The 23,955-nt window shown below is 61.5% G+C and carries 18 protein-coding genes and 2 tRNA genes; 7 read left to right on the top strand and 13 right to left on the bottom strand.

Annotated features, from left to right (window positions below; all coding sequences use genetic code 11):
* The 3 genes from BUE15_RS20240 to BUE15_RS20230 all read right to left on the bottom strand — a co-directional run.
* A partial coding sequence (locus tag BUE15_RS20240; protein WP_170865268.1) for a transposase occupies positions 1-241 on the bottom strand: 241 nt, incomplete at its 3' end.
* A gap of 244 nt (positions 242-485) precedes the next feature.
* Positions 486-1,118, bottom strand: a complete 633-nt coding sequence (locus tag BUE15_RS20235; RefSeq protein ID WP_073288944.1) for an L-threonylcarbamoyladenylate synthase — start codon at positions 1,116-1,118, stop codon at positions 486-488.
* A 377-nt stretch (positions 1,119-1,495) separates the two neighbouring features.
* Entirely contained in the window at positions 1,496-3,325 is a 1,830-nt protein-coding gene (locus BUE15_RS20230) for a T9SS type A sorting domain-containing protein (RefSeq protein ID WP_073288942.1), read from the bottom strand.
* A gap of 296 nt (positions 3,326-3,621) precedes the next feature.
* Between BUE15_RS20230 and mltG the strand changes: the two genes are divergently transcribed.
* From mltG to BUE15_RS20200, 6 genes are all read left to right on the top strand, one after another.
* Positions 3,622-4,698 (top strand): endolytic transglycosylase MltG, encoded by a 1,077-nt coding sequence (gene mltG / locus BUE15_RS20225; RefSeq protein WP_073288941.1) that lies wholly within the window; start codon positions 3,622-3,624, stop codon positions 4,696-4,698.
* Positions 4,699-4,792: 94 nt separating this feature from the next.
* Positions 4,793-5,278: an acyl-CoA thioesterase gene (locus tag BUE15_RS20220; protein WP_073288939.1), complete on the top strand. Its 486-nt coding sequence runs from the start codon at positions 4,793-4,795 to the stop codon at positions 5,276-5,278.
* Between the two features lie 108 nt (positions 5,279-5,386).
* The gene (locus tag BUE15_RS20215; RefSeq protein WP_073288937.1) at positions 5,387-6,379 is read left to right on the top strand and encodes a YihY/virulence factor BrkB family protein; all 993 of its coding nucleotides are present in this window, start codon (positions 5,387-5,389) and stop codon (positions 6,377-6,379) included.
* Positions 6,380-6,512: 133 nt separating this feature from the next.
* Positions 6,513-6,599: transfer RNA gene (locus BUE15_RS20210), tRNA-Ser, on the top strand.
* A gap of 63 nt (positions 6,600-6,662) precedes the next feature.
* Positions 6,663-6,747: transfer RNA gene (locus BUE15_RS20205), tRNA-Ser, on the top strand.
* 284 nt (positions 6,748-7,031) lie between these two features.
* Positions 7,032-8,738 carry a T9SS type A sorting domain-containing protein gene (locus tag BUE15_RS20200; protein WP_073288935.1) on the top strand — a complete coding sequence of 569 codons (1,707 nt, stop codon included), beginning with the start codon at positions 7,032-7,034 and terminating at the stop codon, positions 8,736-8,738.
* Positions 8,739-8,827: 89 nt separating this feature from the next.
* On the opposite strand, the gene BUE15_RS20195 is transcribed toward BUE15_RS20200, so the two are convergent.
* The 4 genes from BUE15_RS20195 to BUE15_RS20180 form a co-directional block, all read right to left on the bottom strand.
* Entirely contained in the window at positions 8,828-9,997 is a 1,170-nt protein-coding gene (locus BUE15_RS20195; RefSeq protein ID WP_073288933.1) for an efflux RND transporter periplasmic adaptor subunit, read from the bottom strand.
* Positions 9,998-10,019: 22 nt separating this feature from the next.
* The gene (locus tag BUE15_RS22590; RefSeq protein WP_073288931.1) at positions 10,020-11,267 is read right to left on the bottom strand and encodes a TolC family protein; all 1,248 of its coding nucleotides are present in this window, start codon (positions 11,265-11,267) and stop codon (positions 10,020-10,022) included.
* Positions 11,268-11,306: 39 nt separating this feature from the next.
* Entirely contained in the window at positions 11,307-14,429 is a 3,123-nt protein-coding gene (locus BUE15_RS20185; RefSeq protein WP_073288929.1) for an efflux RND transporter permease subunit, read from the bottom strand.
* 242 nt (positions 14,430-14,671) lie between these two features.
* Entirely contained in the window at positions 14,672-15,085 is a 414-nt protein-coding gene (locus BUE15_RS20180; RefSeq protein ID WP_073288927.1) for a hypothetical protein, read from the bottom strand.
* 200 nt (positions 15,086-15,285) lie between these two features.
* On the opposite strand from BUE15_RS20180, the gene BUE15_RS20175 reads away from it, so the two are divergent.
* Positions 15,286-16,554, top strand: coding sequence for a zinc dependent phospholipase C family protein (locus BUE15_RS20175; RefSeq protein ID WP_073288946.1), 1,269 nt, complete (start codon positions 15,286-15,288; stop codon positions 16,552-16,554).
* A gap of 100 nt (positions 16,555-16,654) precedes the next feature.
* Here BUE15_RS20175 and BUE15_RS20170 read toward each other — a convergent pair whose 3' ends face one another.
* The 6 genes from BUE15_RS20170 to BUE15_RS20145 form a co-directional block, all read right to left on the bottom strand.
* A complete protein-coding gene (locus tag BUE15_RS20170) occupies positions 16,655-16,840 on the bottom strand; it encodes a hypothetical protein (protein WP_073288926.1) in 186 nt (61 codons plus the stop codon).
* Between the two features lie 175 nt (positions 16,841-17,015).
* Entirely contained in the window at positions 17,016-18,443 is a 1,428-nt protein-coding gene (locus BUE15_RS20165; protein WP_073288924.1) for a TolC family protein, read from the bottom strand.
* A gap of 106 nt (positions 18,444-18,549) precedes the next feature.
* Positions 18,550-21,633 carry an efflux RND transporter permease subunit gene (locus BUE15_RS20160; protein WP_073288922.1) on the bottom strand — a complete coding sequence of 1,028 codons (3,084 nt, stop codon included), beginning with the start codon at positions 21,631-21,633 and terminating at the stop codon, positions 18,550-18,552.
* A 109-nt stretch (positions 21,634-21,742) separates the two neighbouring features.
* On the bottom strand, positions 21,743-22,900 hold the full coding sequence (locus BUE15_RS20155; protein WP_073288921.1) for an efflux RND transporter periplasmic adaptor subunit: 1,158 nt from the start codon (positions 22,898-22,900) through the stop codon (positions 21,743-21,745).
* Positions 22,901-23,090: 190 nt separating this feature from the next.
* On the bottom strand, positions 23,091-23,594 hold the full coding sequence (locus BUE15_RS20150) for a YciE/YciF ferroxidase family protein (protein ID WP_073288919.1): 504 nt from the start codon (positions 23,592-23,594) through the stop codon (positions 23,091-23,093).
* Positions 23,595-23,620: 26 nt separating this feature from the next.
* Positions 23,621-23,955: transposase (locus tag BUE15_RS20145; RefSeq protein WP_073286704.1), on the bottom strand; the 335-nt coding region annotated here is incomplete at its 5' end.

Raw genomic sequence — 23,955 nt, 5'->3', positions numbered from 1 at the left:
CTGTCGAGGATGGCCGCCGTGGGCTGGGCGTTTTTTTTACCCGCTCGCGGGCTTCCAGCGTCAAACAACCACTCACGCGCTGCCAAGTGCCATCGGCGGTCCACTTGCCGAAATAATAGTACACCGTAGGCCAGGGAGGAAAGTCTGCCGGCACGTCGCGCCACACACAACCGTTTTTGAGCACGTAGAAGATGCCATTCACCACCGCGCGCAGCGGCCACTTACTCGTGCGCTGCACCACGAATAAGGGCGCTAACTTCCTCCACTGACGCTCCGTTAAGTCTGAACTATACCGCTTCTGCTGCATCAAGCAAAGCTAATCCCAGCTGATTAACTTAAACAGCTTCTTAGAATAGAGAGAGCCAAAACCGGGATAAGCAAAAGGGAGCCTTTCGTTCAGCTGGCCCATAGGCTGCAGAACGAAAGGCTCCCTTCTTACGCTTCTACTATCTAAGCTCTGAGTTCTAAAGTCTCAGTTCTAAATTCTACAGAAACTGTTCAATGTCGCCGGCGCCCTGGCGCACCAGCTCAAAGTCGTCTTTGGTGCAGTCGATGATGGTGCTGGGCACGTTGTTGCCGAAGCCACCATCAATAACGAGGTCAACCAAAGAGCGGTATTTCTCGAAAATCAGGTCCGGGTCCGTCACGTACTCATCCAGCGTGTTCTCGTCTTCCCGCACCGACGTGCTGACGATGGGGTTGCCCAGCTCTTTCACCAGCTGAATGATAATCTGGTTGTCGGGCACCCGGATACCCACCGTTTTGCGCTGGCGCCCGCCCTGGCGCGGCGCCTTCGAGCTGGCCTCGAAGATGAACGTGAACGGCCCGGGCAGGGCCCGCTTAATCACCTTGTAAGTGGGCGTCGTGATGCCGTGGGCGTAGTCGGAAATGTGCGACAGGTCGGAGCAGATAAAGCTGAGCATGGCCTTGTCGGGGTTCAGGCCCTTGATGCGGCACAGCTTATCCACCGCCTTGGCGTTGTGAATGTCGCAGCCGATGCCATACACCGTGTCCGTGGGATAAATAATGATGCCACCCCGGCGCAGCACATCTACTACTTGCTGAATGCGGTTCTGAGGCGGGTTTTCGGGGTGAATGCGGAGCAGCGTAGCGGCCATAGGAAAGCAAAGGAAGTTAGAGGAAAGGAGAGGGCTGCGCCGAAGCGCGGCCGGGTCGTGGCAAGGTAGCCCTTGTGGCAGACAACTGCCAACCTGTTCGTGCTTTTTGCCTCGCGGGTTACGTTTCAGCCTATTTCCCTCGCTGCGGGAGGCACTTCCGCCCCCACGGAAACCCGCTCCACCCCGCGGCGAATTACTTCCGCATGCCGGGGAATGACTTCCGGGGCGCGGGGAATGGTTTCCAGACCGACGGAAACGACTTCCGGGCCGTGGGGAATGAATTCCGGGGCGCGGGGAAACCCGCCTCGATAAAGCAAAAAAAGGCCCCGGCACATTGCCGGGGCCTTTTTGACTGTAGCAGCCAGATAAGGGGCTGACTATTGCTTCACAAAGCGGCGCGTGGCGCTGCCTTCAGCAGTCGTGATGCGCACACCATACACGCCGGCTTTTAGCGAAGCCACGTTCAGGCTGGTAGCATCGGCGGTAGCCACCGTGCGGCTAACCACCTGGCCCAGCGCGTTCATGATTTCAACCTGAGCACCCCGGCCGCCTTCTACGCGTAGCGTGAGCTGGCTGGTAGTGGGGTTGGGATACAGGGCCAGCGTTTTGGCGAAAGCCGGATCTTTGGCAGACTGCACAATCGACAGGTCCGAGAAGCGGCGCGGAATGATCTGGTAGCCTTCGGTGTAGGGCGAGCTGTTGTCGAACTGGCTGCCGATGCCCATGAGCAGGAACGGACCAGTAGGAGCCGGACGGCCTGCGAAGTCGGAGTTAGCCGGAATGCGCATCTGGTAGGTCTGAACGGTGGGGGTGCCTACCGTTGCTACGTCTACGTTGTAAGCCGTAGCCGCGCCAGTCCACTGGCTGGGCGTCACCAGTACTACGGGCGTAGCAATGGCAATAAACTCCGACTCTTCGTTCTCGGTGAGGGCGGCCGTAACGGCGCGGGGCAGGTACATGCGGCGGGCCGTGCCCAGCGACGTAATAGCCGTCATCGTGATTTGGCTCAGGCCGTTGAACTGACCCAGTACGCCCGTCACCAGCACCGAGTCGCCTTCGGTGAGGGTAGTGGTGCCGATGTTGGCAGCAGCAAACAGGCCAATACCACCCGTGTTGTCAATCAGCGTGAACTGGTAGCCAGCAGTGCGCTGGTTGGTGCCGTATACCGTGCCGCGGGCCGAAACCGTCTGGCCGTTTTGCGTGGGTACGCCGGCGGCGTCGTTCACCGTCAGGGCGGCTACCGTCGAAATGGTCGGGCCGGTAGGGGTGTCGTTGTCGGTGATGGTGACGGTGTACGTACCGGCATCCGTGGTAACCGAGCCAGCGGGCAGCGGATTCTGCAGCTTCAGGATGATGGTTTCGCTGGACTCCGCTACGGCATCATCCACAATGGTCAGGGTCACGTTCTGCGCGGCGGTGGTGTTGGCCGGGAACGTAACGGTCTGGGTAGTGTAGGTGTAGTCGGAAGGGGAGGAGGCGGAGCCGGCCGGCGTAGCCAGGGCCACTTCTACCGTCACGGGCTGGGCGCTTATGGTGCTTAGGCGTACGGGAATCTGGATGGTGCCCGCGTTTTCGGCAACCGTTACGGCGCCCGTCGAGAACGAAGCAACCGGTACGGTAGTGCCGCCAACCGGGGTTACCAGACCGTAGGTCCGCACGTTGTCGATGCGCCAGGAGCCGGCGGCGGCTTCTGCCGTGTAGCCGTATATGCGGAATTCCACCGGCGTGGTGAGGTTGTTGAAGCCGGCGGGCAGCGCTACTTTCTTGTTGGTGCGCGTCAGGGCATCATCCGGCACGTTCACCGTGATAATGTTAGAAGCGAAGTTGTCGAGGCTGGAGCGCACGGCCCAGTCGCGGATACCCGTGCCCGAACGGCGCTCATCCAGCAGCAGGCTGTCGAGCCGGAGCTGGAAACCCGTGGCGGGCTGCACCGAGAACGAGAAATAATCGGTGGCATCCAGGGCGCCTTCCGACCAGCCCGTGGCGGCAAACGCCCCGCCGCCGGCCGACGGCGTAACGCCCGCACCGCGGCTCATCACCGAAAAAGAGGCGTTGATGGGCTGCGCATCAACCGGGAACGTGGCTTCGTCACCGGCTGCGTTCAGGAAAGAGTACGTGGCCAGCTGCGCCTGCGCCGCCGAGCTGAAAAGGCCCAGCGCCGCAACCAGCGCCAGTCGCCGCCAGGGAGAAGCGTAAGAGTTCTGCATGCGTGAAAAAGGTGAAAAGGAATTGGGTAACAAACAAAGAATCAGGCTAAGGACGCAAACCGAGAAGGAAAGGTTGATGGAAAAAACGGAGGAGGTTGCCGAAGGCCTGCGCCGGGCTGCCGGGGCCCCATGTTGGGTGGGCCGCCGCAGGCGTTGCTGGCCAACTGTCCGCCTCCGCAGCCTGCCACTGCCGGATTCCGCGTACTTTTGAGGCACAAAGCTACTCCAAACGGTTTCGCCCGCCAATTTGCCCGCCGGAACTTCACAATCCGGTAACCTGACCACTCTCTCTTCCGATGGCCAAAACCCGCATCGACTACCGCGCCAAAGCCCTGAAACGCCGCAACCGTTTTGCGTATATCACCGGCGTTATCGGCTTGCTGCTCGTCACGTTCTCCTACTATTTCTATCAGGTGTTCTACACGCCCAACGTAGAAACCAAAGGCAAGCCCACCTACGTGGTAGTGCGCCGCGGTGAAACGGCCAAGGCGGTACTGGATTCCATCGAAGCCACCGGCGTCATCGTCGATAAGCTGAGCCTGCGCTTCGTGGCCCGGCTGCTCAAGTACGAGCAGCTCGTGAAACCCGGCCGCTACGAGCTCAAGGACGGCTACACCAACCGGCAGCTCATCAACGACCTGCGCACCGGCAGCAACAAGCTGCCCCTGATGCTCACGTTTCAGAACATCCGGCTGCGCGAAGACCTGGCCCGCAAGCTCGCTACCACTATTGATGCCCGCCCCGGGCAGTTCGACTCGCTGCTGAGCAGCCCCAGCTACACCAAAAGCCTGGGCTTCGACACGACGAGCGTGCTCACCATGTTCATCCCGAACACCTACGAACTGGCCTGGAACACGTCGGCTACCAACCTCATGGAGCGCATGAAGAAGGAGTACGAGAAGTTCTGGACGCCGGCCCGCGACGCCAAGCGCAACGCCCTGAACCTGAGCCGCGCCGAAGTGAGCACGCTGGCCAGCATTGTGGAAGCCGAGCAGCAGCAGCACGCCGACGAGCGGCCCCGCGTTGCGGGCGTCTACCTCAACCGCCTCCGGCGCGGCATGAAGCTGCAGGCCGACCCCACGGTAGTGTATGCCAACAAGGACTTCTCCATCAAGCGGGTGCTCAACGTGCACCTCACCAAAGACTCTCCCTACAACACGTATAAGTACGCTGGCCTGCCGCCCGGCCCCATCAACCTGCCCAGCATTGCCAGCATTGATGCCGTGCTGAACCCCGAAAGCCACGACTACCTGTACTTCTGCGCCAAGGAAGACTTCAGCGGCTACCACGCCTTTGCCCGCAACGAGCAGGAGCACCTCGTAAACGCCCGCCGCTACCAGGCTGCCCTCACGCGCAGCGGGATTATGAAGTAGGAAGTTGAGGTGCTGGTGGTGAATGAGCCGATGTGCATAGCCGCCGCTTATTCATCCTTAGCACATCAGCTCATTTAGCATCAGCACATCCCCTATGTACTCTTCCGACACCAAAATCCGCGTACGGTACGCCGAAACCGACCAGATGGGCTACGTGTACCATGGCAACTACGCGGCCTATTTTGAAGTGTGCCGCACCGAAGCTTTCCGGCAGCTGGGTATCAGCTACAAAGACCTGGAGGCGGAGGGCGTAGGTATGCCCGTAGGCGAAATCCGGACGCGTTTCCGCCGCCCCGCCCGCTACGACGACCTGCTCACGGTGCGCCTGCTGCTTAAGCAGCCCGCCGAAGGTTCCCGCGTGCTGTTCGAGTACGAAATCTACAACGAGGCCCAGGAACTGCTGACCGAAGGCCACACGTTGATGGTGTTCGTGAGCATGGCTACCGGCCGGCCCGTGCCTGTTCCGGCACACATCCAGGACAAGCTGGCGCCTTACTTCACCGACGACGAAACGGCCGGTCCGCTCACGCCGCCCAAAGCCCCCGTAGATGCTCCCGCGCCGGCTGCGTTTCTCAAGTAGAGTAACGGAGTAGCGGAGCATCTGAGTAGGTATTCCACAGCGCCCACGGCGCATACTGCTCCGCTAAAACGGTTACTCAGTTACTCCGCTACTCCGTTACTCGCTCCCATGCGCTTTCCCACCCGCCGCTACCATTTGCCCGATGTGCGCCGCCGCCGCAGCTACCGCAAGGCCATTGTGTTCCTGAAGCGGCTGCGCTTCGCGGGTGGGCAGGCCTCGGTGTATGACGTGGTGGACCGACTGCTGCAGGAAATCAAGCTCGACGGTATTGCTAAGCGCGCCTCCTACATGGCGTTCAACTTCACCATTGCCATCTTTCCCACCATCATTTTCCTGTTCACGCTCATTCCCTATATCCCGATTCCCAACCTGAATCTGGATATTCTGCAGTTCCTCTCCGACCTGATTCCGCGGGAGATGTACCTGGCTATTTCAGGCACCATCGAGGATATCGTGAACATTCCGCACGGCGGCTTGCTGTCGTTTGGTTTTGCTACGGCCCTGGTGCTCAGCTCCAACGGTATCATGGCGCTGCTCGATGCCTTCGAGAAAAAGTACCCTTCCTTCAAGAAGCGGACATATGTGCGGAAGCGCGTCATTGCCACGCTCCTGACCGTGATGCTGTCGTTGGTGCTGCTGGTGTCGGTGGCCGGTATCTTTTTCGGCACCTACATCATTGATGCGCTGGTATACCACGAAATTGTGCCCGAAACCTTCACGTCCGACCTGATTACCATCATCAAGTATGGCTCCGTGGTAGGGCTGTTTCTGCTGACCATCTGCCTCGTGTACTACTACGTGCCGCCCGTGCACGATAAATGGCCGTTCCTCTCGGCTGGGGCGGTTGTGGCCACGCTGCTGATTTTTCTGGTGTCGTTTCTGTTCATCCTCTACATCAAGATCTTCGACTCCTACAACCACTTCTATGGCTCCATCGGCACGCTGGTCGGCTTTATGGTGTGGCTGGATTTCGTGTGTATGACCCTGATTCTGGGGTTTGAAGTGAATGTGAGCATTGATGCCGTGACGGGAAGGTTGCGCAACGGTCCGTCGGGAGTGCGGCTGCTGAACCGGCTGCGCAGCCGGGAAGCAAAAATTTAGCCGCTGATAATCAGCGCCAAGGCAGGCACAAAGCGGAAAAGAGAGGCTGCGCCAGAAAAATGTGTGCGTAAAAGTTGTGGCAAGTGGCGCGTGCTGCTACTTTTGTCGTCCCAAACCACTCAGTTTGGACCCTAGAGAGGTGGCAGAGTGGTCGAATGCGACGGATTCGAAATCCGTTATACCTGCAAGGGTATCGGGGGTTCGAATCCCCCCCTCTCTGCATAGCTTTTTCAGCACGTGAAAAGGTTGTTTTATCAGAAACGCATGACGCATTCATACACTCAGAGGAGTGGCAGAGTGGTCGATTGCGGCGGTCTTGAAAACCGTTGAGGGTTAAACCTCCGGGGGTTCGAATCCCTCCTCCTCTGCGAAATGAGGTTTCTGATACCTGAAAGCCCTGCCCATCCGGCAGGGCTTTTTTGTTTTAGGCCCCGCCGGTTGCCTGGCTGAGCTGTCCGGTAGCGGGTTGCGGCATATGGCTGAGGTTCAGGTGGCTGAATTGAAGGTAGGTTGTGGAAAATGGAGGCTGGGTGCTTGCATTGCCGGGTGTCGCGCTTATCTTTCTAGCCGGCTGCCACACCAGTTGTCATCCGTAAGGGTGCTGTACTCAGCCGGAAACCTTCTCCTTTTCCTCCACCTACCTCCTTATTACATGGACAAACTTCTACATGTATCACACCGCATCTGGCGCACGGCGCTGCTGCTGCTGGCCGGAGTGAGTTGCTTTGTCAGTACCGCTCAGGCCCAGGCCGACACGTATCAGTTCTCGGCCACGCAGGGTGCCTTCACCCCACTTCCTGCTGCTGCTACTTCGGCCTCGGCCGTGGAAGACGATGACGCCATATCGGGGGCCATTCCCATCGGCTTCTCGTTTGCCTTCGACGGAGTGCCTTACACGAACGTGTACGCCAGCTCCAACGGCTTCCTCTCCTTCAACAGCGCGGCCACCAGCAGCCTGACCAACGACCTGGATGCGGCGTCGGCCAGCCTGCGCCCGCTGCTGGCTCCGCTCTGGGACGATCTGGCCGGGGAAGGCACGGGCAGTGCGGCCAAGTACCAGACGACGGGCACGGCCCCCAACCGTGTCTTCACGTTTGAGTGGCTGAACTGGGAATGGAACTACAGCGCCTCGGCCCCGGTCATTTCCTTTCAGGTGAAGCTCTACGAAACCAGCAACCGCGTCGAGTTTGTCTACCGCCCCGAAAACGGCACGCCTAACTCTGCTTCCGCTTCTATCGGTATCGTAGGGGCTGGCTCGCCGGTGTCGTTCCTTTCCCTCAACAATACCAGCGCTTCACCGACGGCCAGCTCTACTACGGAAACCACCTCGCTGAACACTAAGCCCGCGTCGGGACAGGTTTACGCTTTTCAGGCAACCAACTGCACGCGAATTTCCAATCTGACGGTGGGCAGTATTACCAGCAACAGTGCCTCTGTAACCTTCACGGGCGTAACGGGCGTGAACAGCTATACGGCTGTAGCTACGCCTGCTACCGGTCCGGCTGTCACCGTAACAGGTACTGGCTCGCCGCTGCAGCTCACGGGCCTGCAGGGTCTGATGCAGTATCAGGTGACGGTGGTCAGCAACTGTGGTGCCGGCCAAAGCTCGGCGCCGGTAGTCGCCACCTTCAATACGCTGCTGCCGCCTTCCGTCAATGATGAGCCCTGCAATGCCACTCCGCTGACTATCGGCACGGGCAACACGTACCAGACGACCAACTCTACTAATCTGGGGGCTACGGCTACGGTAGCCAACGGCTACTCCAACCCTGGCTGCACTACCGCCGCCAACCCCAAGGATGTATGGTTCAGCATCGCGCTGCCCGGGGGCGGGGGCACTACGGCTCTGTCGATTATAGCAACGGGCAATCCGGCCGGGCAGGTACGCCTGTTCTCAGCCCCCAACTGCAACGGGCCCTTCACGCAGATTGCCTGTAAGGGCGCTGCCGGCCCCAATACGGCCGCCGGTACGTTGGTGGCAACGGGCCTTGCCTCAGGCGCTATCTACTATGTATCGGTATCCGGCTTCGGCTCCAGCGACGCGCAAGGGCCGTTTACGCTGCAGGTGGGCCAAGGGGTGCTGGCCGTGAAAGGCGAACTGCCGGGCGGCGAGGTTTCGGTGTTCCCAAACCCCAGCACCAATGGCCAACTGATGGTGCGCATTGCCGGTGCCGCAACTTCTACCGCCCAGGCTACGCTGCTTAACAACCTTGGCCAGACGGTGCTCACGCAGCAGGTGAGCCTGCGTGCCGGCACGGCCGAGCAGCCGTTGTCAGTGAAAAATCTGGCTAAAGGCATCTACACGCTGCGCGTGCAGGTCGGCGACATTCTCATTGCCCGCAAGGTGGTGCTGGAATAGCTGATTGCCCAGCGTCTTGGGCTCGCCCCATAAAAAAGGGCCGTGAGACAATGTCTCACGGCCCTTTTTTATGGTTTCTGTCGTCTACGCTATTCTCCCTCGCCCGAGCCTTTAGCCAGCTCCGCCTGGAGGAAGTAAGCGCCGTGCTGTACCATCTTGAGCGTATCCGGCACGGGCTCCAGCAGCGTTACGGCCACCGTTCCGCCGTCGGAAGCGCCGGTAGCGGCTTTGTAGCGGTGGAAGGTAGGCTGGCCGGCAGCAGCAGTCTGCGCGAAAACGTAGCTGATTTCGCCGGCCTGGATGATGGCGTCTTCGGGGAGGGTGCGCTGGCGGGAGCCTTCGGTCTGGATGCTGCCGCGCACGTACTGGCCCGGAATCAGGTCTTCGCGGTTGGGCTCCAGGTGCGCGTGCACCGTGACGGTGCGGGCCTCGGGGTTGAAGGCCCGGCCTACCAGAAACACGCGGGCTACCATTTCCTCACCGGTCTGGCGGTTGGGGATAGTGAACAGGATGCGCTGGCCCACTTTCACGCGGGCAATATCCCGCTCAAATACTTTCAGCTCCAGATGCAGGTCGGAGCGGTCCAGGATTTCCACCAGCACGTCCTGCGGATTCACGAACTGCCCCGGATTCATGTTCACGGCCGTCACGTAGCCGCCCAGTGGCGTGGTTAAGGCCACGGTAGGAGAGATGTAGCCCGTGTTGAGTCGTGCCACCGAAAGCCCCAGCATCTGCACCTGGGCGGCCAGCGCGCGCTGCGCAGCCTGCTCGGTGGCGTAGTCGGCCTGAGCCTGCTGTAGCTTGCGCTTGGCCCCCACATCCTCGGCATCGAGGGTTTGCTGGCGGTCCAGCTCCTGCCGCAGAAACGCCACCCGCGCCCGGCTCTGCAGGTAGTCCTGCTGCACTTTCAGGTAGTCGGGGTGGCGCAGGATGGCCACGGTAGCACCTTTGGCTACGCGCTGGCCCGTCAGCACCTGCACCGACTGCACGTAGCCGCCCATTACGGCACTGATATCCACCCGATTCTGGGGAGGGACTTCAATGGTGCCGTTGGCCTGCACGGCGTTGGTCATGTTGCGCCACGCAAAGCCGCCGGTGCTGATGCCCGCAGCCCGCACCTGCTCCGCCGAAAGGCTGATTTTGTCGGCAGAAGCAGGTTTGGCTGGTGCTTCAGCCGGGGCTTCGGCCGCAGGCTCCGGTTTCGACTGGCAAGCGGCCAGCAGCAACAGTCCCGGGAAAAAAAAGCGAAGAAGAGTCATCGTTCGAAGAAGAAAAAGCCGCCTAGTTGTCGGTGCCGGCCAGCGCCTGCAGCGAAATAACGAGCGTGTTGTACTGAGTTATCTGGTCGAGGTAAGCGGCCTGCAGGTCCCAGGCCGGCTGGGTGTTCACCACGAATTCCACGTAATCAATGTCGCCGGCCCGGAAGCTTTTGTTGGCCGCATCCAGGATGAGGCGCGCCTGTGGCAGGGCCGTTTGCTGATAATACTCAAGGGAAGCGCGGGCCCGCGTGAGCTGCTGGCGCAGGCCGCTGAGCTGCGTGCTTAGCTGCAGGCCAGCATAACTGAGCTGCGCCGTGGCGGCCTGCTCGGCTACTTTTGCCGCCGCAATCCGGCCCCGTTGCGCGCCGCCTAGCAGCGGCAGCGCCACGCCAGCCTGCGCCACCTGGAAGCCGCGGCGCTTGTCGATGGTCTGGTTGAAGTAGCCTAGCCGCAGATCAGGCAGGCGGCGCAGGCGCTCCACCCGCGTCTGCTGCTCACTCACGGCCACTTCCTGCTGCAGCACAGCCAGCGTGGGGTTGGTGTCCGGCGAAATACCGGCGGTATCGGCAGGGGAGAGGACGGCTACCGGACTGGTAGTGGTGTCAATCAGAACCGGGCCGGGCGTGCCCAGCAGCAGGCCCAGCTGCTGCTGGCGCACCCGCACCTCGGTAAGCACCGTGAGCAGGCGGTTTTGCAGCTCCTGGGCCCGCGCCGCCGCCGACACCTGCTCCAACCGGTTGGTTTCGCCGGTGCGGTAGCGTACTTCGGCGGCCCGCGCCGCTCGCCGGTAGAGGCTGTCCTGGCGGCGCAATAAGGCTGAGCGGCGGTGCAGCGTCAGCAATTCGTAGTAGCTGGTCCGGATGGCGCGGTTCAGCTCGCGGCGCTGCAGGCGCAGGCGCTGCTCCGCGCTGGTGGCCTGGCCTTCCAATAGTTTGCGCTGCGCACCATAGAGCGTCGGGAAGGCCGTTTGCTGAATCACGTTCAGGCTCTGATCAGCGAGAGAACCGGAAATCTGGCCATACTGATAGTCTACCACCGTGCGGGGCAGGTCGTAGCCGGTGCGGCTGAGGGCACGCTGGCGCTCCAGCTCCAGCGTGGCGCTTTGCAGAAACAGGCTCTGCCCGAGGCCGGTTTGCAGGGCCTGCGTGAGGGTGAGCGGAGACGAAACAGGAGGCGCGGCCGGGGCAGGCTGCACTTTGCCCAGGGTATTCTGGGCCTGAGCGGTACCTGCCGCCAGCAGGGAAAACAGAAAAAACAGACGGTATATCATAGATGAAAAAGCAGCGTTAGGGCCGGCAGCAAGCCGCCATTATTCCGCCGTAGGGCTAGGCTCGCCATCTTTAGTGAAGAACGTATAGAGCACGGGCAGCACGACCAGCGTGAGCAACGTGGCCGAAATCAGCCCACCGATGACTACTGTAGCCAGCGGCTTTTGCACCTCGGCGCCGGCGGCGCCCGACAGTGCCATGGGCAGGAAGCCCAGCGCCGCCACGGTAGCCGTAAGCAGCACCGGCCGGAACCGCTCGGACGTAGCCCGCAGGGCCCGTTCCCGCACGCCCGCCACGCCGGCTGCCGCCAGCTCGTTGAGGCTGGCCACCAGCACAATGCCGTTGAGCACGGCCACCCCAAACAGCGCAATGAAGCCCACGCCCGCTGAAATGCTGAACGGCATGCCCCGCAGCGCCAGCGCCAGCACACCGCCAATGGCGGCCAGTGGAATACCGGTGAAAATGAGGGCCGCCTGCTTCACGGAGCGGAACGACAGGTAGAGCAGCACGAAAATCAGGAGCAGCGCCACCGGCACCGCCACCGACAGGCGCGCTTTGGCCTGCTGCAGGTTCTCGAACTGGCCGCCGTACTGCACCGTGTAGCCGGGCGGCAGCTTCAGCTTGCCATCCAGCTGCTGCTGAATGTCGGCCACGAGGCTTTCCACGTCGCGGTTGCGCACGTTCACCCCGATGTTGATGCGCCGGCGGGCATCGTCGCGCGAAATCTGCATGGGCGCGTTGCGGAAAGCCACGGTAGCTACTTCTTCCAGCGGTACTTTCTGGCCGTTGGGCGTGTCCACGTACAGCTGCCGGATGTCGGAGAGGCCCCGGCGGCGGCTGGAGTCGAGGCGCACCACCAGGTCGTAGCGCCGCTCGCCTTCGTACACCTGCCCGGCTACTTCGCCCGCAAAGCTGGTGCGTAGCAGCGTGTTCAGGTCCTGCACGTGCAGGCCATACTGAGCCAGCTTGGCCCGGTCGTAGGTGACGCGCATCTGCGGCAAGCCCACCATCTGCTCCACTTTCAGGTCGCCGACGCCGGCCAGCGGGCGGATGAGGGCGGCGGCCTGGTTGGCTTTTTCGAACAGCATGTCCAGGTCGTCGCCGTAGATTTTGATGGACACGTCCGACTTCACGCCCGAAATCAGCTCGTTGAAGCGCATCTGAATGGGCTGCTGGAATTCCATCGTCACGCCCGGCACGGCGGCCAGGGCGGCGCTCATCTTGTTGGCCAGCTCCTCGCGCGAGCCGGCCGACGTCCATTCGCTCTGGTCCTTGAGCACCACAATCTGGTCGGAGTCTTCCAGGGACATGGGGTCGGTGGGAATTTCGGAAGTCCCGATTTTGCCCACCACCTGCTCTACTTCCGGAAACTGGCTCAGCAGAATCTTCTGCACTTTGGCCGTAGTGGCAATGCTCTGGGCCAGCGAGCTGCCCGGCGAAATGCCCACGTACACCGCGAAGTCGCCTTCATCGAGCTGCGGAATAAACTCGCCTCCCATGCGCGCAAACACCACGCCGGCCACCACCAGCAAGCCCACCGCTACGGCCACTACCAGGGCCCGGGCCCGGAGCGCGCCCGCAATAACGGGCGCGTAGCCGCGGTGCAGAAACCGCATAATCCGGTCGGCGAGCGTGCCTTCTTCCTTGATGTCTTTGCGCAGCGCCCAGGCTGCCACGGCCGGCACGTACGTCAGGCACAGCAGCATGGCCCCGATGATGGCGAAGCTTACGGTGAGGGCCATGGGCCGGAACATCTTGCCCTCGATGCCCGTGAGAGCCAGAATGGGCAGGTATACCACCAGAATGATGAACTGCCCGAACAGCGCTGAGCGCATCATGCGGGTAGCGGCGGCTTCGGCCACCTGATCCATGGTTTCGTGCTCCGACTGCTGCCGGAAATGCACGAGGTGGAAAATCATGGCTTCCACAATAATCACGGCCCCGTCCACAATCAGCCCGAAGTCCAGCGCGCCCAGGCTCATCAGGTTCGCCGACACGCCGAAGGTGCGCATCATACCCAGCGCAAACAGCATGCACAGCGGAATCATGGCGGCTACCACGAGGCCGGCGCGCAGGTTGCCGAGCAGCAGCAGCAGCACCGCCACCACAATCAGGCCGCCTTCCAGCAGGTTTTTGCTGACCGTATGAATGGCTTTGTCGATGAGCTTGGTGCGGTCCAGGAAGGGCAGCACTTCCACGCCGGGCGGCAGGCTTTTCTGGATTTCGGCCACACGCGCCTTCACGCCCTTGATGGTTTGCTCCGAGCTGGCACCCTTCAGCATCAGCACGATGCCGCCCACGGTTTCGCCCTGGCCGTTGCGGGTCATAGCGCCGTAGCGCACGGCGTGCCCGAACCGCACGTCGGCCACGTCGCGCACCAGCAGTGGCGCGTCGGCGGTGGCCTGCTTGATGACGATGTTGCCGATGTCGGCCAGGGACGTTACACGGCCTTCGCCCCGGATGAAGTATGCGTTGGGGCCGCGCTCCAGGTAGGAGCCGCCGGTGTTGGCATTGTTGTCCTGCAGGGCCGCAAACAGCTCGGGCATGGTTACGTTGGCGGCGTTGAGACGGTCCGGGTCTACGCTTACCTCGTACTGGCGCACGAAACCGCCGAAACTGCTCACCTCCACCACGCCGGGCACGCCGGACAGCTGGCGCTTCACCAGCCAGTCCTGGATGTCGCGCAGCTCGCTCAGGGAGTACTTCTGCTCGAAGCCCGGTTTCAGGCGCAGCGTGTACTGATAAATTTCGCCGAGGCCGGTGGTGATGGGCGCCATTTCGGGCACGCCCAGGCCAGCGCCGAGGCTGGTTTCGGCGGTTTTAAGCTTTTCGGCTACCAGTTGCCGGGTGCGGTAGGTGTCAATGTCGTCGTCGAACACCACCGTGATGACCGACAGGCCGAAGCGGGAGCTGGACCGGATTTCGATGACGCCCGGCACCGTGCGCAGGGCCAGCTCCAACGGCACCGTGAGCAGCTGCTCCACTTCCTGCGCCGCCAGCGCCGGGCTTTGGGTGATGACCTGCACCTGGTTGTTGGTGACGTCGGGCACGGCATCGAGCGGCAGGTGCGCAGCTGAGTAGCCGCCCCAGGCCACCAGCCCCAGCAGCATCAGTGCGACCAGCAGCTTATTATGAATGCTGAAGGATATAATTCGGGAAAGCATGAAAACGAAAGTCGGTGGCGCCGGCGCCGCCACTATGCCGCCACCGGAAATAGCAGTGGCAGGGCATGGCAATGCCGGACAGAGAAAGGGGCGCGGAAGAAAAGCGCGAAAACAGGGGAGCCGGCCAACCTGGGCCTGGCAAAAACTACCGGCAACCGTTTCGCTCCGGCGCCCGCAAGTGCCCAAACTACAGCAGAGAAGCCGGCGGGCATGGGCAGACTACGCCCGGCAATGCCCTGCTGCTAGGCTCGGGGCGGCTGCAGCAAAGACATGCTGAAGCTGAACGCGTACAGCGGGCGCGACGCCACGCGGTAGGCGGGGGTGGGCCAGCTCAGGCGCTGGCCGGCCAGCACCACTACCCGCACCGCGGGCAGCACAAACGCCACCAGCGTGCAGTCGTGGTGGCAGCGCAGGGGCAGGTTGTGGTGGTCCTGGTCGTGGCTGGCGGAGTGGGGGTGCTGGTAGTGCGCGGTGGCGGCCCCGTAGTGCAGCGCCAGAAACTGGCCCAGCGAAAGGCTGCCCCCAGCTACCGAATGATGGAAACGGTAATGCTCCAGCAGCCGCGGCAGCTTGCCTAGCTCCGCCAGATCGTTCTGCGGAATCAAGCTGCTGGTCAGCATCAGCAAGCCCAGGAAGAAAGCCAGTACGGGTTTCATGGGGGCAAAGGTACGGCAGCGCGGCGGGACTGGCCGGAAAAACTACCGGCCGCCGGTAGTTTGTCGGCAGTTTGGCCTGGTTAACCGAAAATTCAGCCGCCCGCCTACCTCCCCGCACAACCTGAGCCATACGGGCGCGTAGATGCAAGGCTTTGCGGCTACAGGTGCTTTGCCTGGCTGCCGCGGGCTTGCTGATCTTTATGCTGAAATGGCTTTTGCGGAGTCTGGTGCTGCTGGTACTGGTTCCGTTTTCCGCGTCCGGCTACTCGGTGCTCACCCACCAGGCCAATATTGATTCTACCTGGACGCGCTGCCTCATGCCTATGCTGCAGAAGCGCTACCCCGGCGCCACCGAAGAGCAGCTGCTGGAAGCCAAAAGATACGCCTACGGCGGCTCTATCGTGCAGGACATGGGCTTCTATCCGTTCGGGTCGGCGCTGTTTACCAACATGACGCACTATGTGCGCAGCGGCGACTTTGTGCGCAACCTGCTCGATGAGGCCCACGAGCGGAACGAATACGCCTTCGCGCTTGGCGCGCTGGCTCACTACACCGCCGATATTATCGGGCATCCGGAAGGTACCAACCGCGCCATGCCTTCGGTGTATCCGGAGCTGCAGCAGAAATTCGGCAACAGCATCACTTACGAAGAAGCGCCCATTCAGCACACGCAGCTGGAGTTTGCCTTCGATGTGGTGCAGCTGGCCGCCGGCCGCTACCGCACCGCCGACTACCAGCGCTACATCGGGTTTCAGGTGAGCAAGCCGGTGCTGGAGCGGGGATTCCGGAAAACCTACGGGCTGGAGCTGGGGCAGGTGGTGTTCAACGTCGATCTGGCCATCAGCTCGTTCCGGTTTGCCGTGCGCAGCCTCATCCCGATTGCCAGCCGGGCCGCCTGGCAGTCGCAGAAAAAGGACATTCGGCGGCTAAGCCCACGTGCCCGCCGCCGCGAGTACGTGTACGACCAGAGCGAGCGGGAATACCGCAAGCAATATGGCACCGGCTACCAGAAGCCCGGTACCGGCGCGCGGGTGCTGTCGTATTTCGTGCGGGTGATGCCCAAAATCGGGCCGCTCAAGCCGTTTGCGTTCAAGCTGCCCACACCCGAGGCGCAGGAGCTGTTTAAGAAAAGCTTCCGGGACGTGATGCGCGAATACTGCCGCAAAGTAGAAGCCGAGCCCACCGACACGGCCGTGGTATCGAGGCAGCGCCTGCCCAATACCGACTTTGATACCGGCCAGCCCACCAGAGTAGGGGAGTATGAGCTGACGGATGAGGCTTACGGCGAGTGGCTGCGCAAGCTGGCCGACAACAAGTTTGAGGGCCTCACCGCGCCGGTCCGGCAGAATATCCTGGCCTTCTTCGGCCCTGACTCCAAGGCCCCTAAAGACAAAGACGAGAAAGAGGCCAAGACCCGCGCCAAAACGCTGGAAGCCCTGGCTCAGCTGCAGGCGCTGGAAGTGAAATAGAGCTGCTGAAACAGGTATGCGCGCGCCCGTAGTGGGATAAAACAGCAAGCGGGTTCCACCGTCCTAACCGATGGACCCCGCTTGCTGTTTGCCGCCCGGCCTAGAATTGACGGTAGGTCTTATAGGAACGGTAGTTGGGGTGGTGCAGCTGGCCTACCTTGTACTTCGGCGTACTGCGAAAAATTGACAACCGGAGAATAGGAGCGGCGGTAGCAGTAAATGACGCCAGCGTGCCGGCTACAACGAAAACGAGAGCCAGAAACAGGCGGCAAACAACAGCAAACATGTGCAACAAGCAGGTAGAGTACACTTCCCGCGTCCTGCCGCCGGCGTGGCGGTTTCGGCGAGGAAGTGCACAAATGTAGCTGCCGGTTTTGCGGCTCTTCGGAGCTTTTCGGTGAGCCTTTGCCACCATTCCACCAACCCTGCTTTCCACCCGACAAAGCGCCGGGAGCTCACGCCTACTGCCCGTTCTCCTGCACCAGCCCGCTGCTGAGGCGGCGCAGCACTATTTCGGCCTGCTTGGCCTGGTAGCGGATGTCGAGCAGGCGCACTTCGGCCTCGAGCTGGGTGCGCTGGGCTTCGCGCAAAGCCAGCGGCGTGAGCAGGCCCAGGCGGTAGCGCTCCAGCGTGATGGCCACATTTTCGCGGGCCAGCAGAATATTGGCTTCCTCCAGCTCCAGCAGCTGCAGGCGGTTCTGGTACTGGGCAAAGGCCTGTTCGGCTTCGGCTTCCAGGCTCAGCTGGGTCTGGGCGAGCTGCAGGCGGGTTTGCTCTTCCGTGATGCGCGCGTTCTGCTCCAGCCGGTTGCGGTTGAAGCCGTCGAAGAGGGGAATAGCGGCAACCACGCCGTAGTTAAATCCATTCGAGAGCGTGGTAGTGGTGCCCAGGTCGCGGGTGCCGGGCAGGAAGGCCGCGCCGTTGAAATTGCTGGTGCGGCCGTAGCCGGCGGTCAGGCCCAGCTGCGGAAACCGCTCGGCGCGGCGCAGGCGCCGGTCGAGGGTGGCTACATCGGTGGCGGTGCGGGCCTGCTGCAGGCGTGGGTTGTTCTGCGAAACGGCCTGCAGCACCGCTTCCCGGGTCAGGTTCTGGGCTACTACAATCGAGTCCCGGGGCTGGAAGTCGAGGTTGGGGTTGCGGCCCAGCAGGTTGTTGAGGTTGATTTTAGCTCTTTTCAGGGCCTCCTGCTGCTGAATCAGGATGGAGCGGTCGGCGTTGTAGTCCACGCGCGCCGTCAGCACTTCCACCTTGGCGCTCACGCCCACGTCCACCCGGGCCTTCGTCAGGTCGACGCGCGCCTGCCCGATTTTCAGCGCCTCCTCAATCGACTTGATTTTGCCCGACTCGCGCACTACCACAAAGTACGCATCCGTGATGTTGGCTACGTTTTCTTCCATCACGGCGCGAGTCACCTGCCGCTGGCCCTGCTCTATGGCCTTCAGCCGGTCGTAGGCAATGAACATGCCCAGCCCGTCGAAAATGGTCCAGGTGGCGGCCACGTTGGCGTTGAACTGGCGGGTAGGCACGTTGTTGTTGATGCGCGGGTCGCCCTGGCTGAACTCCTGCCGCACGTTGTTGCGATTGTAGGTCTGCACGAAGTTGCCGTTGGCTACCGGCAGTTGGCCGGCGTTGCCGCGGCTCACGTTGTTTTCCGCCAGCCGCTCATCCTGCCGCGACACCCGGATGTCGTAGTTGTTTTCGAGCCCGAGGCGAATGGCTTCGGCCAGCGTCAGGGGCGGGGCAGCAGGCACGGTTTCCGGTTTTGCCGTCTGTGGTTTCGACTGCGGCTCCGTGGCGGGCGGGCGGGAAGGCAGCGCCGGTTGCTGGGCCTGGCAGAGCAGTGGCGCAAGCAGTAGGAGAGAAGATAAGAAGCGGGCAGGAAATAGCATTCGGGTGGTTTAAATTGGGCGTCAGGCCTGATAAGGCCAACCTGGCGGGTGCGGTAGTGGTGGAGCTGCTTGGCCGGGGGCTATATCCCAGCAGTCGTTCCGGGCACTAAGTGGCTACGGCCGTAGCTTTCTTCGCCTGCTTCTGGCTGTGCTTTTTGGCCGTGGAGAAATACGAGTACATCACGGGCACCACGTAGAGCGTGAGGGCCGTGGCAAAGAACAGGCCGCCCACTACCCCGATGCCCATGGCGCGGCGGCTGAGGGCGCCGGCCCCGGTAGCTATGGCAATCGGCAGAATGCCCAGCATGGCGCACAGGCTGGTCATCAGAATCGGGCGGAAGCGGGCCGTGGCGCCTTCAATCAGCCCGGTCATGTAGTCTTTGCCGTTTTCCACCTGCTGGTTGGCAAATTCCACGATGAGAATACCGTTTTTCGTCACCAGCCCGATGAGCATGATAATGCCAATCTGCGAAAACAGGTTGAGCGTCTGGTTGAAGTACCACAGGCTCAGCAGCGCGCCGCTCAACGCCAGCGGCACCGTCACCATGATGATGACCGGGTCGCGGAAGCTCTCGAACTGCGCGGCCAGCACCAGATAAATCAGCACCAGCGCCAGCCCGAAGGCAAACACCAGCGACGAGGAGCTTTCCTGAAAGTCGCGGGAGGCACCGGAGAGTTCCGTAGAGAAGGTATCGTCGAGCTGCTTGTCGGCAATGGCCTGCATGGCCGCAATACCGTCGCCGAGGGTACGGCCGGGCGCCAGCGAGGCCGAGAAAGTGGCCGAGTTGTAGCGGTTAAAACGGTAGAGCTGTGGAGGCGTACTGCTTTCCGTCATCCGGATTACGTTGTCGAGCTGCACGAGCTGCCCTTCGGCATTCTTTACCGACAGCAGGCGCACGTCCAGCGGCTGGTTGCGGTCTTCGCGCGCTACCTGCCCGATAATCTGGTACTGCTTGCTGCCCCGGATGAAGTAGCCGTAGCGCTGGCCGCTCAGGCCGGCCTGCAGCGTCTGGCTGATGCTCTGCACGCTCACGCCCAGGCTCTGGGCCTTCTCCCGGTCGATGTTGATACGCAGCTCGGGCTTGTTGAATTTCAGGTTGACGTCCACGAACTGGAACGTAGGATTCTGGCGGGCGGCATCCAGGAATTTCGGCACGGCTTCGCGCAGCTTCTCGAAGTCCTGGGTCTGCACCACAAACTGCACCGGCAGGCCGCCACCCCCGCCGCCCCCGATGCTCTGGTCCTGCGACACCGAAGTACGGGCGGCGGAAAGGCCTTTCACGCCCTGGGTAAGCACTTTGGCAATATCGTCCTGGTTCTGCTGGCGCTGGTCGGCTTCCACGAGCAGCACCCGCGCAATGCCGGAGTTGGAGCCGCCCCCGAAGCCCGGCGATGTCACGGCAAACACGCTGCTCAGGTTGTTGCCGGTCGAGTCCATGGCCATCTTCGTGAGCTGGGCCATGTAGGCATCCATAAACTCAAACGAAGCGCCTTCGGGCCCGGTCGCATTGATGTTGATGCGGCTCCGGTCTTCCACCGGCGCCAGCTCAGAAGGCAGCGTTTTCATGAAAAACCAGATGCCCACGCCCGTACCGGCCACAATCAGCCAGGCCAGCCAGCGGTTGTTGAGGAAGGTTTTGAGGCTGCTTTGGTAGCCCCCAATCATGCCCTCGAAAAACGGCTCGGTCTTGCGGTAAAACCAGTTGTGCTTCTCTTCGCGCTTGAGCAGCACGCTGCACATCATGGGCGTAAGCGTGAGCGAAACGAAAGCCGAAATCAGTACTGAGCCGGCCACCACAATGCCGAACTCGCGGAATAGGCGCCCGGTAATGCCGGTCAGGAACACTACGGGCAGGAACACGGCCGCCAGCACCACCGTGGTACTCACTACGGCCATCAGGATTTCCTCGGAGCCTTTGATAGCCGCCGTTTTGGGGTCTTCGCCTTCCTCGATGCGCGAGTAGATGTTTTCCAGCACCACAATGGCATCATCCACTACCAGGCCGATAGCCAGCACGATGGCCAGCAGCGTCAGCACGTTGATGGAGAAATCCAGCAGGTACATCACGAAGAAAATACCCACCAGCGACACCGGAATGGCTACCACCGGAATGATGGTAGAGCGCCAGTCGCGCAGGAATAGAAAGATGATAACCACCACGAGTACGAAGGCCTCGATGATGGTGTGCTCTACCTCGCTGATGGATTTTCGGATGAACACCGAGTTGTCGAAGCCCGGCTTGAGCACCAGGTCACCGGGCAGGTCTTTGCTGTACTGCTCCAGGCGCTTGTTGAACTCGTCGGCAATGTCAATCTGGTTGGAGCCCGGCTGCGGAATAACGGCCAGGCCCACCATCGGCACGCCGTTTACCTTGAAGATGGTCTGGTCGTTTTCGGGGTACAGCTCGGCGTAGCCGATGTCGGAGAGGCGCACCAGGGAGTTGGCATCCCGGCGGATGATGAGGTTGTTGAAATCCTCGACCGTAGAAAGGCGGCCCATGGTGCGCAGCGTGAGCTGGGTGTTTTCGCCCTGCACGGCGCCGCTGGGCAGCTCCACGTTTTCGCGCGTGAGGGCTGCCTGCACTTCCACCGGCGCCACGTTCAGCGCCGACAGCTTCACCGGGTTCAGCCACAGGCGCATCGAGTATTTCCGCTCGCCGTATACCCGCACCTCCGACACGCCCGGAATCGTCTGGATCCGCTCTTTCAGCGTGTTGTTGGCGTAGTCCGTCAGCTCCAGCAGGTTGCGCTGCGAGCTGCTGAGGTAAGTCATGACAATCGGCTGCGAGTCGGCGTTGGCCTTGCTCACAATGGGCGGGTCGATGTCGCGCGGGAGGCGACCCTGCGCCCCCGAAACTTTGTCGCGCACGTCGTTGGCGGCGGTTTCCAGGTCGGCGTCGAGGTCAAACTCCACCGTAATCTGGGTGCGGCCGTCGCGCGAGTTCGAGGTCAGGTTCTTGATGCCGGCAATGCCGTTGAGGGCTTCTTCAAGCGGCTCGGTCACCTGGCCCTGCATCACGTCGGCCGAGGCGCCGGTGTAGCTCGCCGACACCGTAATAATGGGCGGGTCGACGCTCGGATACTCCCGGATGCTGAGGTAGCGAAACCCAATCACGCCAAAAATCACGATGACCAAGCTCATCACGATGGCGAGGACCGGGCGGTTTATGCTAGTTGATGATAAGCTCATACGTCGTTTTCACGCAGTGTCTCGCAGTGGGTAGTGCAGTGTTTCGCAGAGGGGTGAACGGCCACCGCGAGACACCGCGCCGTCCACTGCGAGACACTGCGTGAAATAGTTACTTGGTCACGCGCACCGCGTCGCCGGGCTTCAGCTGCAGAATACCGGTGCGAATCACGGAGTCGCCCACGGCCAGGCCGTCCGTCACCTGAATGACTTTGTCAGAGCGAATCCCGATTTTGACCTTTTTGGGGACCATCTTGCCGTCCTTCACCGTGTACACGCTGTAGCCGCTGGCTTCCGGAATTACGGCCTCAGTGGGCACCTGCAGCGCATCCGTCGATTCGCCGAGCTGCAGGTTTACTTTCACGAAAGCGCCGGGACGCAGCTCGTCGTTGGTGTTGGCGTAGCGGGCCCGCACCGGCTGCGTGCGGCTTACGGGGTCAATCTGCGGATCGAGAGCGTACACCTTGGCCTTGTATTGCTTGTTGGTGGCCTCGTCGGTCACGCTTACCACGTCGCCGACGCGCACATTGGCGGCGAAGCGGCCCGGCACGGCAAAGTCAATCTTGACGGGCCGCACGCGCGAGAGGGTCGTAATTTCGGTGCCGGGGCTTACGTAGGTGCCCACCGTGGCCGTTGTCAGGCCCAGTACGCCATCAAAAGGGGCTTTCACGAAGGCCCGGTCCAGCGTGGCCCGTAGCGCCTGCAGCTCCGACTGCGCCGTGAGCAGCTGGTTGTTGGCCTGCTCGTATTCCTGGGCGCTGATGTATTCCTTGTCCAGCAGAATGCGCTGGCGGCGCTCCTGGTCCCGGAAGAGTTTGATGTTGTATTCCTGCTTCCGGATGCCGGCCTGCGCTTCGTCGGCGTTGATGCTGAACAGCAGCTGGCCCTTGCGCACCGGCTGGCCTTCCCGGATGTTCAGGCTGGTAATTTTGCCCGACAACTCGCTCTTAATCACCACCGACTCATCGGCCATGACCGAGCCGGTAGCGGCTACTTCATCGGCCAGGTTGGTGGCTTTCACCACGTATACCTGCACCGGCAGTTTCTGGCCGCCGCCCTTGCCGCCGGGGCCGGCTGCACCGCCTTTGCCCGCGCCGGCTCCTTTGCCACCGCCGCCCTTGCCCTCCGCATTGGGAGAAGGGAAGTACTTCATCTTGACGAAAACCAACCCCGCTACGATGGCCAGCGTCGCCAGAATCCAGAGGATTCGGCTGCTTTTACCGGCCGGGGCCTCCGCTACTTCTAGTTCTTCGTGTTCCTTGGTTTGCATAAACGGCAGATGGTGCCAACGTAAAGAGCTGGCGCCTATGGATAACGGTTGACAACGCTAACAGTCGGCTTTGGGTTTACTCTCAGCACAGATGAGAGAAGCCAGCGTGGGAAGACACAAAAAAAGCCTGCGGGTTGCAGGCCTTTTTATGCGGAAAGCGGTTCGTAGGGCCCTAAAAAGCCCTCCTTCACTACATTGCTTTCTGGTTGATATAATTTTTGGCGAGGTCATTTAGCTTGGTGTCCGTCAGCTGTTCTTCGTCCAGCGTCTGGCGCAGCAGCTGGGCGGCTTCGGTATAGCCCAGGCGCTCGGCATAGTGGGCCGCCGTACCGTAGCCAGAAATTTCGTAGTGCTCAATGCGCTGCGAGGCCGCAATAATGGCCGCATCCATCACCTCATCGGTGGCATTTTCCGACAGCGTTTTCTGGCCTTCCTTTACCAGGCCTTCCATGGCCTTGCAGGTTTCGCCATCCAGATCAATGTCCAGCGCCTTCCCGATTTTTTCGAGGCGGGCTACCTGGTTCATGGTTTCCTTAAGGTGCTTCTCGATGCCGGCCCGCAGGCGTCCGTCTTTAGCCGCGGCGGCCATCTGGGGCAGCGCCTTCACCAGTTGGTTTTCGGCGCTATACAGGTCTTTGAGTTCGTGCTGAAACAGGTCTTCGAGGGTTTCGAGCTTAGATGAGAAGATGGACATATAGGTACAGCCGTTTTAGAAGCTGTTTAAGTTAGCTTAGTGAGTCGTCGGATATTGGCTAGGTACAGCCAGGCGTTGGCGTGCTGGATTTTTCGTTCGTAGTCCTTGGCCAAGCGGCGGTTGGTACCGGCCCAAGCAATACTGCGTTCCACGACCCAACGCTTGGCGTGGATAAAAAAGCGGCCTTTATGGGCCACTACGCCCATCGGCACCTGTGCCTGCAGGCCTCGGCCCGCCAAGTGCTGGCGAAAGCGGCGGCCAAAGCCACCGTCCACGAACACGGTCTGCAGCCGGTCAAGTAGCTCGCTGCCCAGCGCCAGGGCGTCCCAGAGGCGGGCAGCGGTAGCCCCGTCGTGGCAGT

This window comes from Hymenobacter psychrotolerans DSM 18569, assembly GCF_900142395.1.
Taxonomy (GTDB): Bacteria; Bacteroidota; Bacteroidia; order Cytophagales; family Hymenobacteraceae; genus Hymenobacter; species Hymenobacter psychrotolerans.
This window is presented reverse-complemented; position numbering and strand designations above follow the sequence as displayed.

What these genes read in the sequence shown, in the direction of transcription:
- BUE15_RS20215 (WP_073288937.1), top strand. Translation starts at nt 5,387, where the DNA reads ATGCGCTTTCCCACCCGCCGCTACCATTTGCCCGATGTGCGCCGCCGC.
- BUE15_RS20160 (WP_073288922.1), bottom strand. Translation starts at nt 21,633, where the DNA reads ATGAGCTTATCATCAACTAGCATAAACCGCCCGGTCCTCGCCATCGTG.
- BUE15_RS20165 (WP_073288924.1), bottom strand. Translation starts at nt 18,443, where the DNA reads ATGCTATTTCCTGCCCGCTTCTTATCTTCTCTCCTACTGCTTGCGCCA.
- BUE15_RS20170 (WP_073288926.1), bottom strand. Translation starts at nt 16,840, where the DNA reads ATGTTTGCTGTTGTTTGCCGCCTGTTTCTGGCTCTCGTTTTCGTTGTA.
- BUE15_RS20175 (WP_073288946.1), top strand. Translation starts at nt 15,286, where the DNA reads ATGCTGAAATGGCTTTTGCGGAGTCTGGTGCTGCTGGTACTGGTTCCG.
- BUE15_RS20220 (WP_073288939.1), top strand. Translation starts at nt 4,793, where the DNA reads ATGTACTCTTCCGACACCAAAATCCGCGTACGGTACGCCGAAACCGAC.
- BUE15_RS20200 (WP_073288935.1), top strand. Translation starts at nt 7,032, where the DNA reads ATGGACAAACTTCTACATGTATCACACCGCATCTGGCGCACGGCGCTG.
- BUE15_RS20180 (WP_073288927.1), bottom strand. Translation starts at nt 15,085, where the DNA reads ATGAAACCCGTACTGGCTTTCTTCCTGGGCTTGCTGATGCTGACCAGC.
- BUE15_RS22590 (WP_073288931.1), bottom strand. Translation starts at nt 11,267, where the DNA reads ATGATATACCGTCTGTTTTTTCTGTTTTCCCTGCTGGCGGCAGGTACC.
- BUE15_RS20195 (WP_073288933.1), bottom strand. Translation starts at nt 9,997, where the DNA reads ATGACTCTTCTTCGCTTTTTTTTCCCGGGACTGTTGCTGCTGGCCGCT.
- BUE15_RS20185 (WP_073288929.1), bottom strand. Translation starts at nt 14,429, where the DNA reads ATGCTTTCCCGAATTATATCCTTCAGCATTCATAATAAGCTGCTGGTC.
- BUE15_RS20150 (WP_073288919.1), bottom strand. Translation starts at nt 23,594, where the DNA reads ATGTCCATCTTCTCATCTAAGCTCGAAACCCTCGAAGACCTGTTTCAG.
- BUE15_RS20155 (WP_073288921.1), bottom strand. Translation starts at nt 22,900, where the DNA reads ATGCAAACCAAGGAACACGAAGAACTAGAAGTAGCGGAGGCCCCGGCC.
- BUE15_RS20230 (WP_073288942.1), bottom strand. Translation starts at nt 3,325, where the DNA reads ATGCAGAACTCTTACGCTTCTCCCTGGCGGCGACTGGCGCTGGTTGCG.
- BUE15_RS20235 (WP_073288944.1), bottom strand. Translation starts at nt 1,118, where the DNA reads ATGGCCGCTACGCTGCTCCGCATTCACCCCGAAAACCCGCCTCAGAAC.
- mltG (WP_073288941.1), top strand. Translation starts at nt 3,622, where the DNA reads ATGGCCAAAACCCGCATCGACTACCGCGCCAAAGCCCTGAAACGCCGC.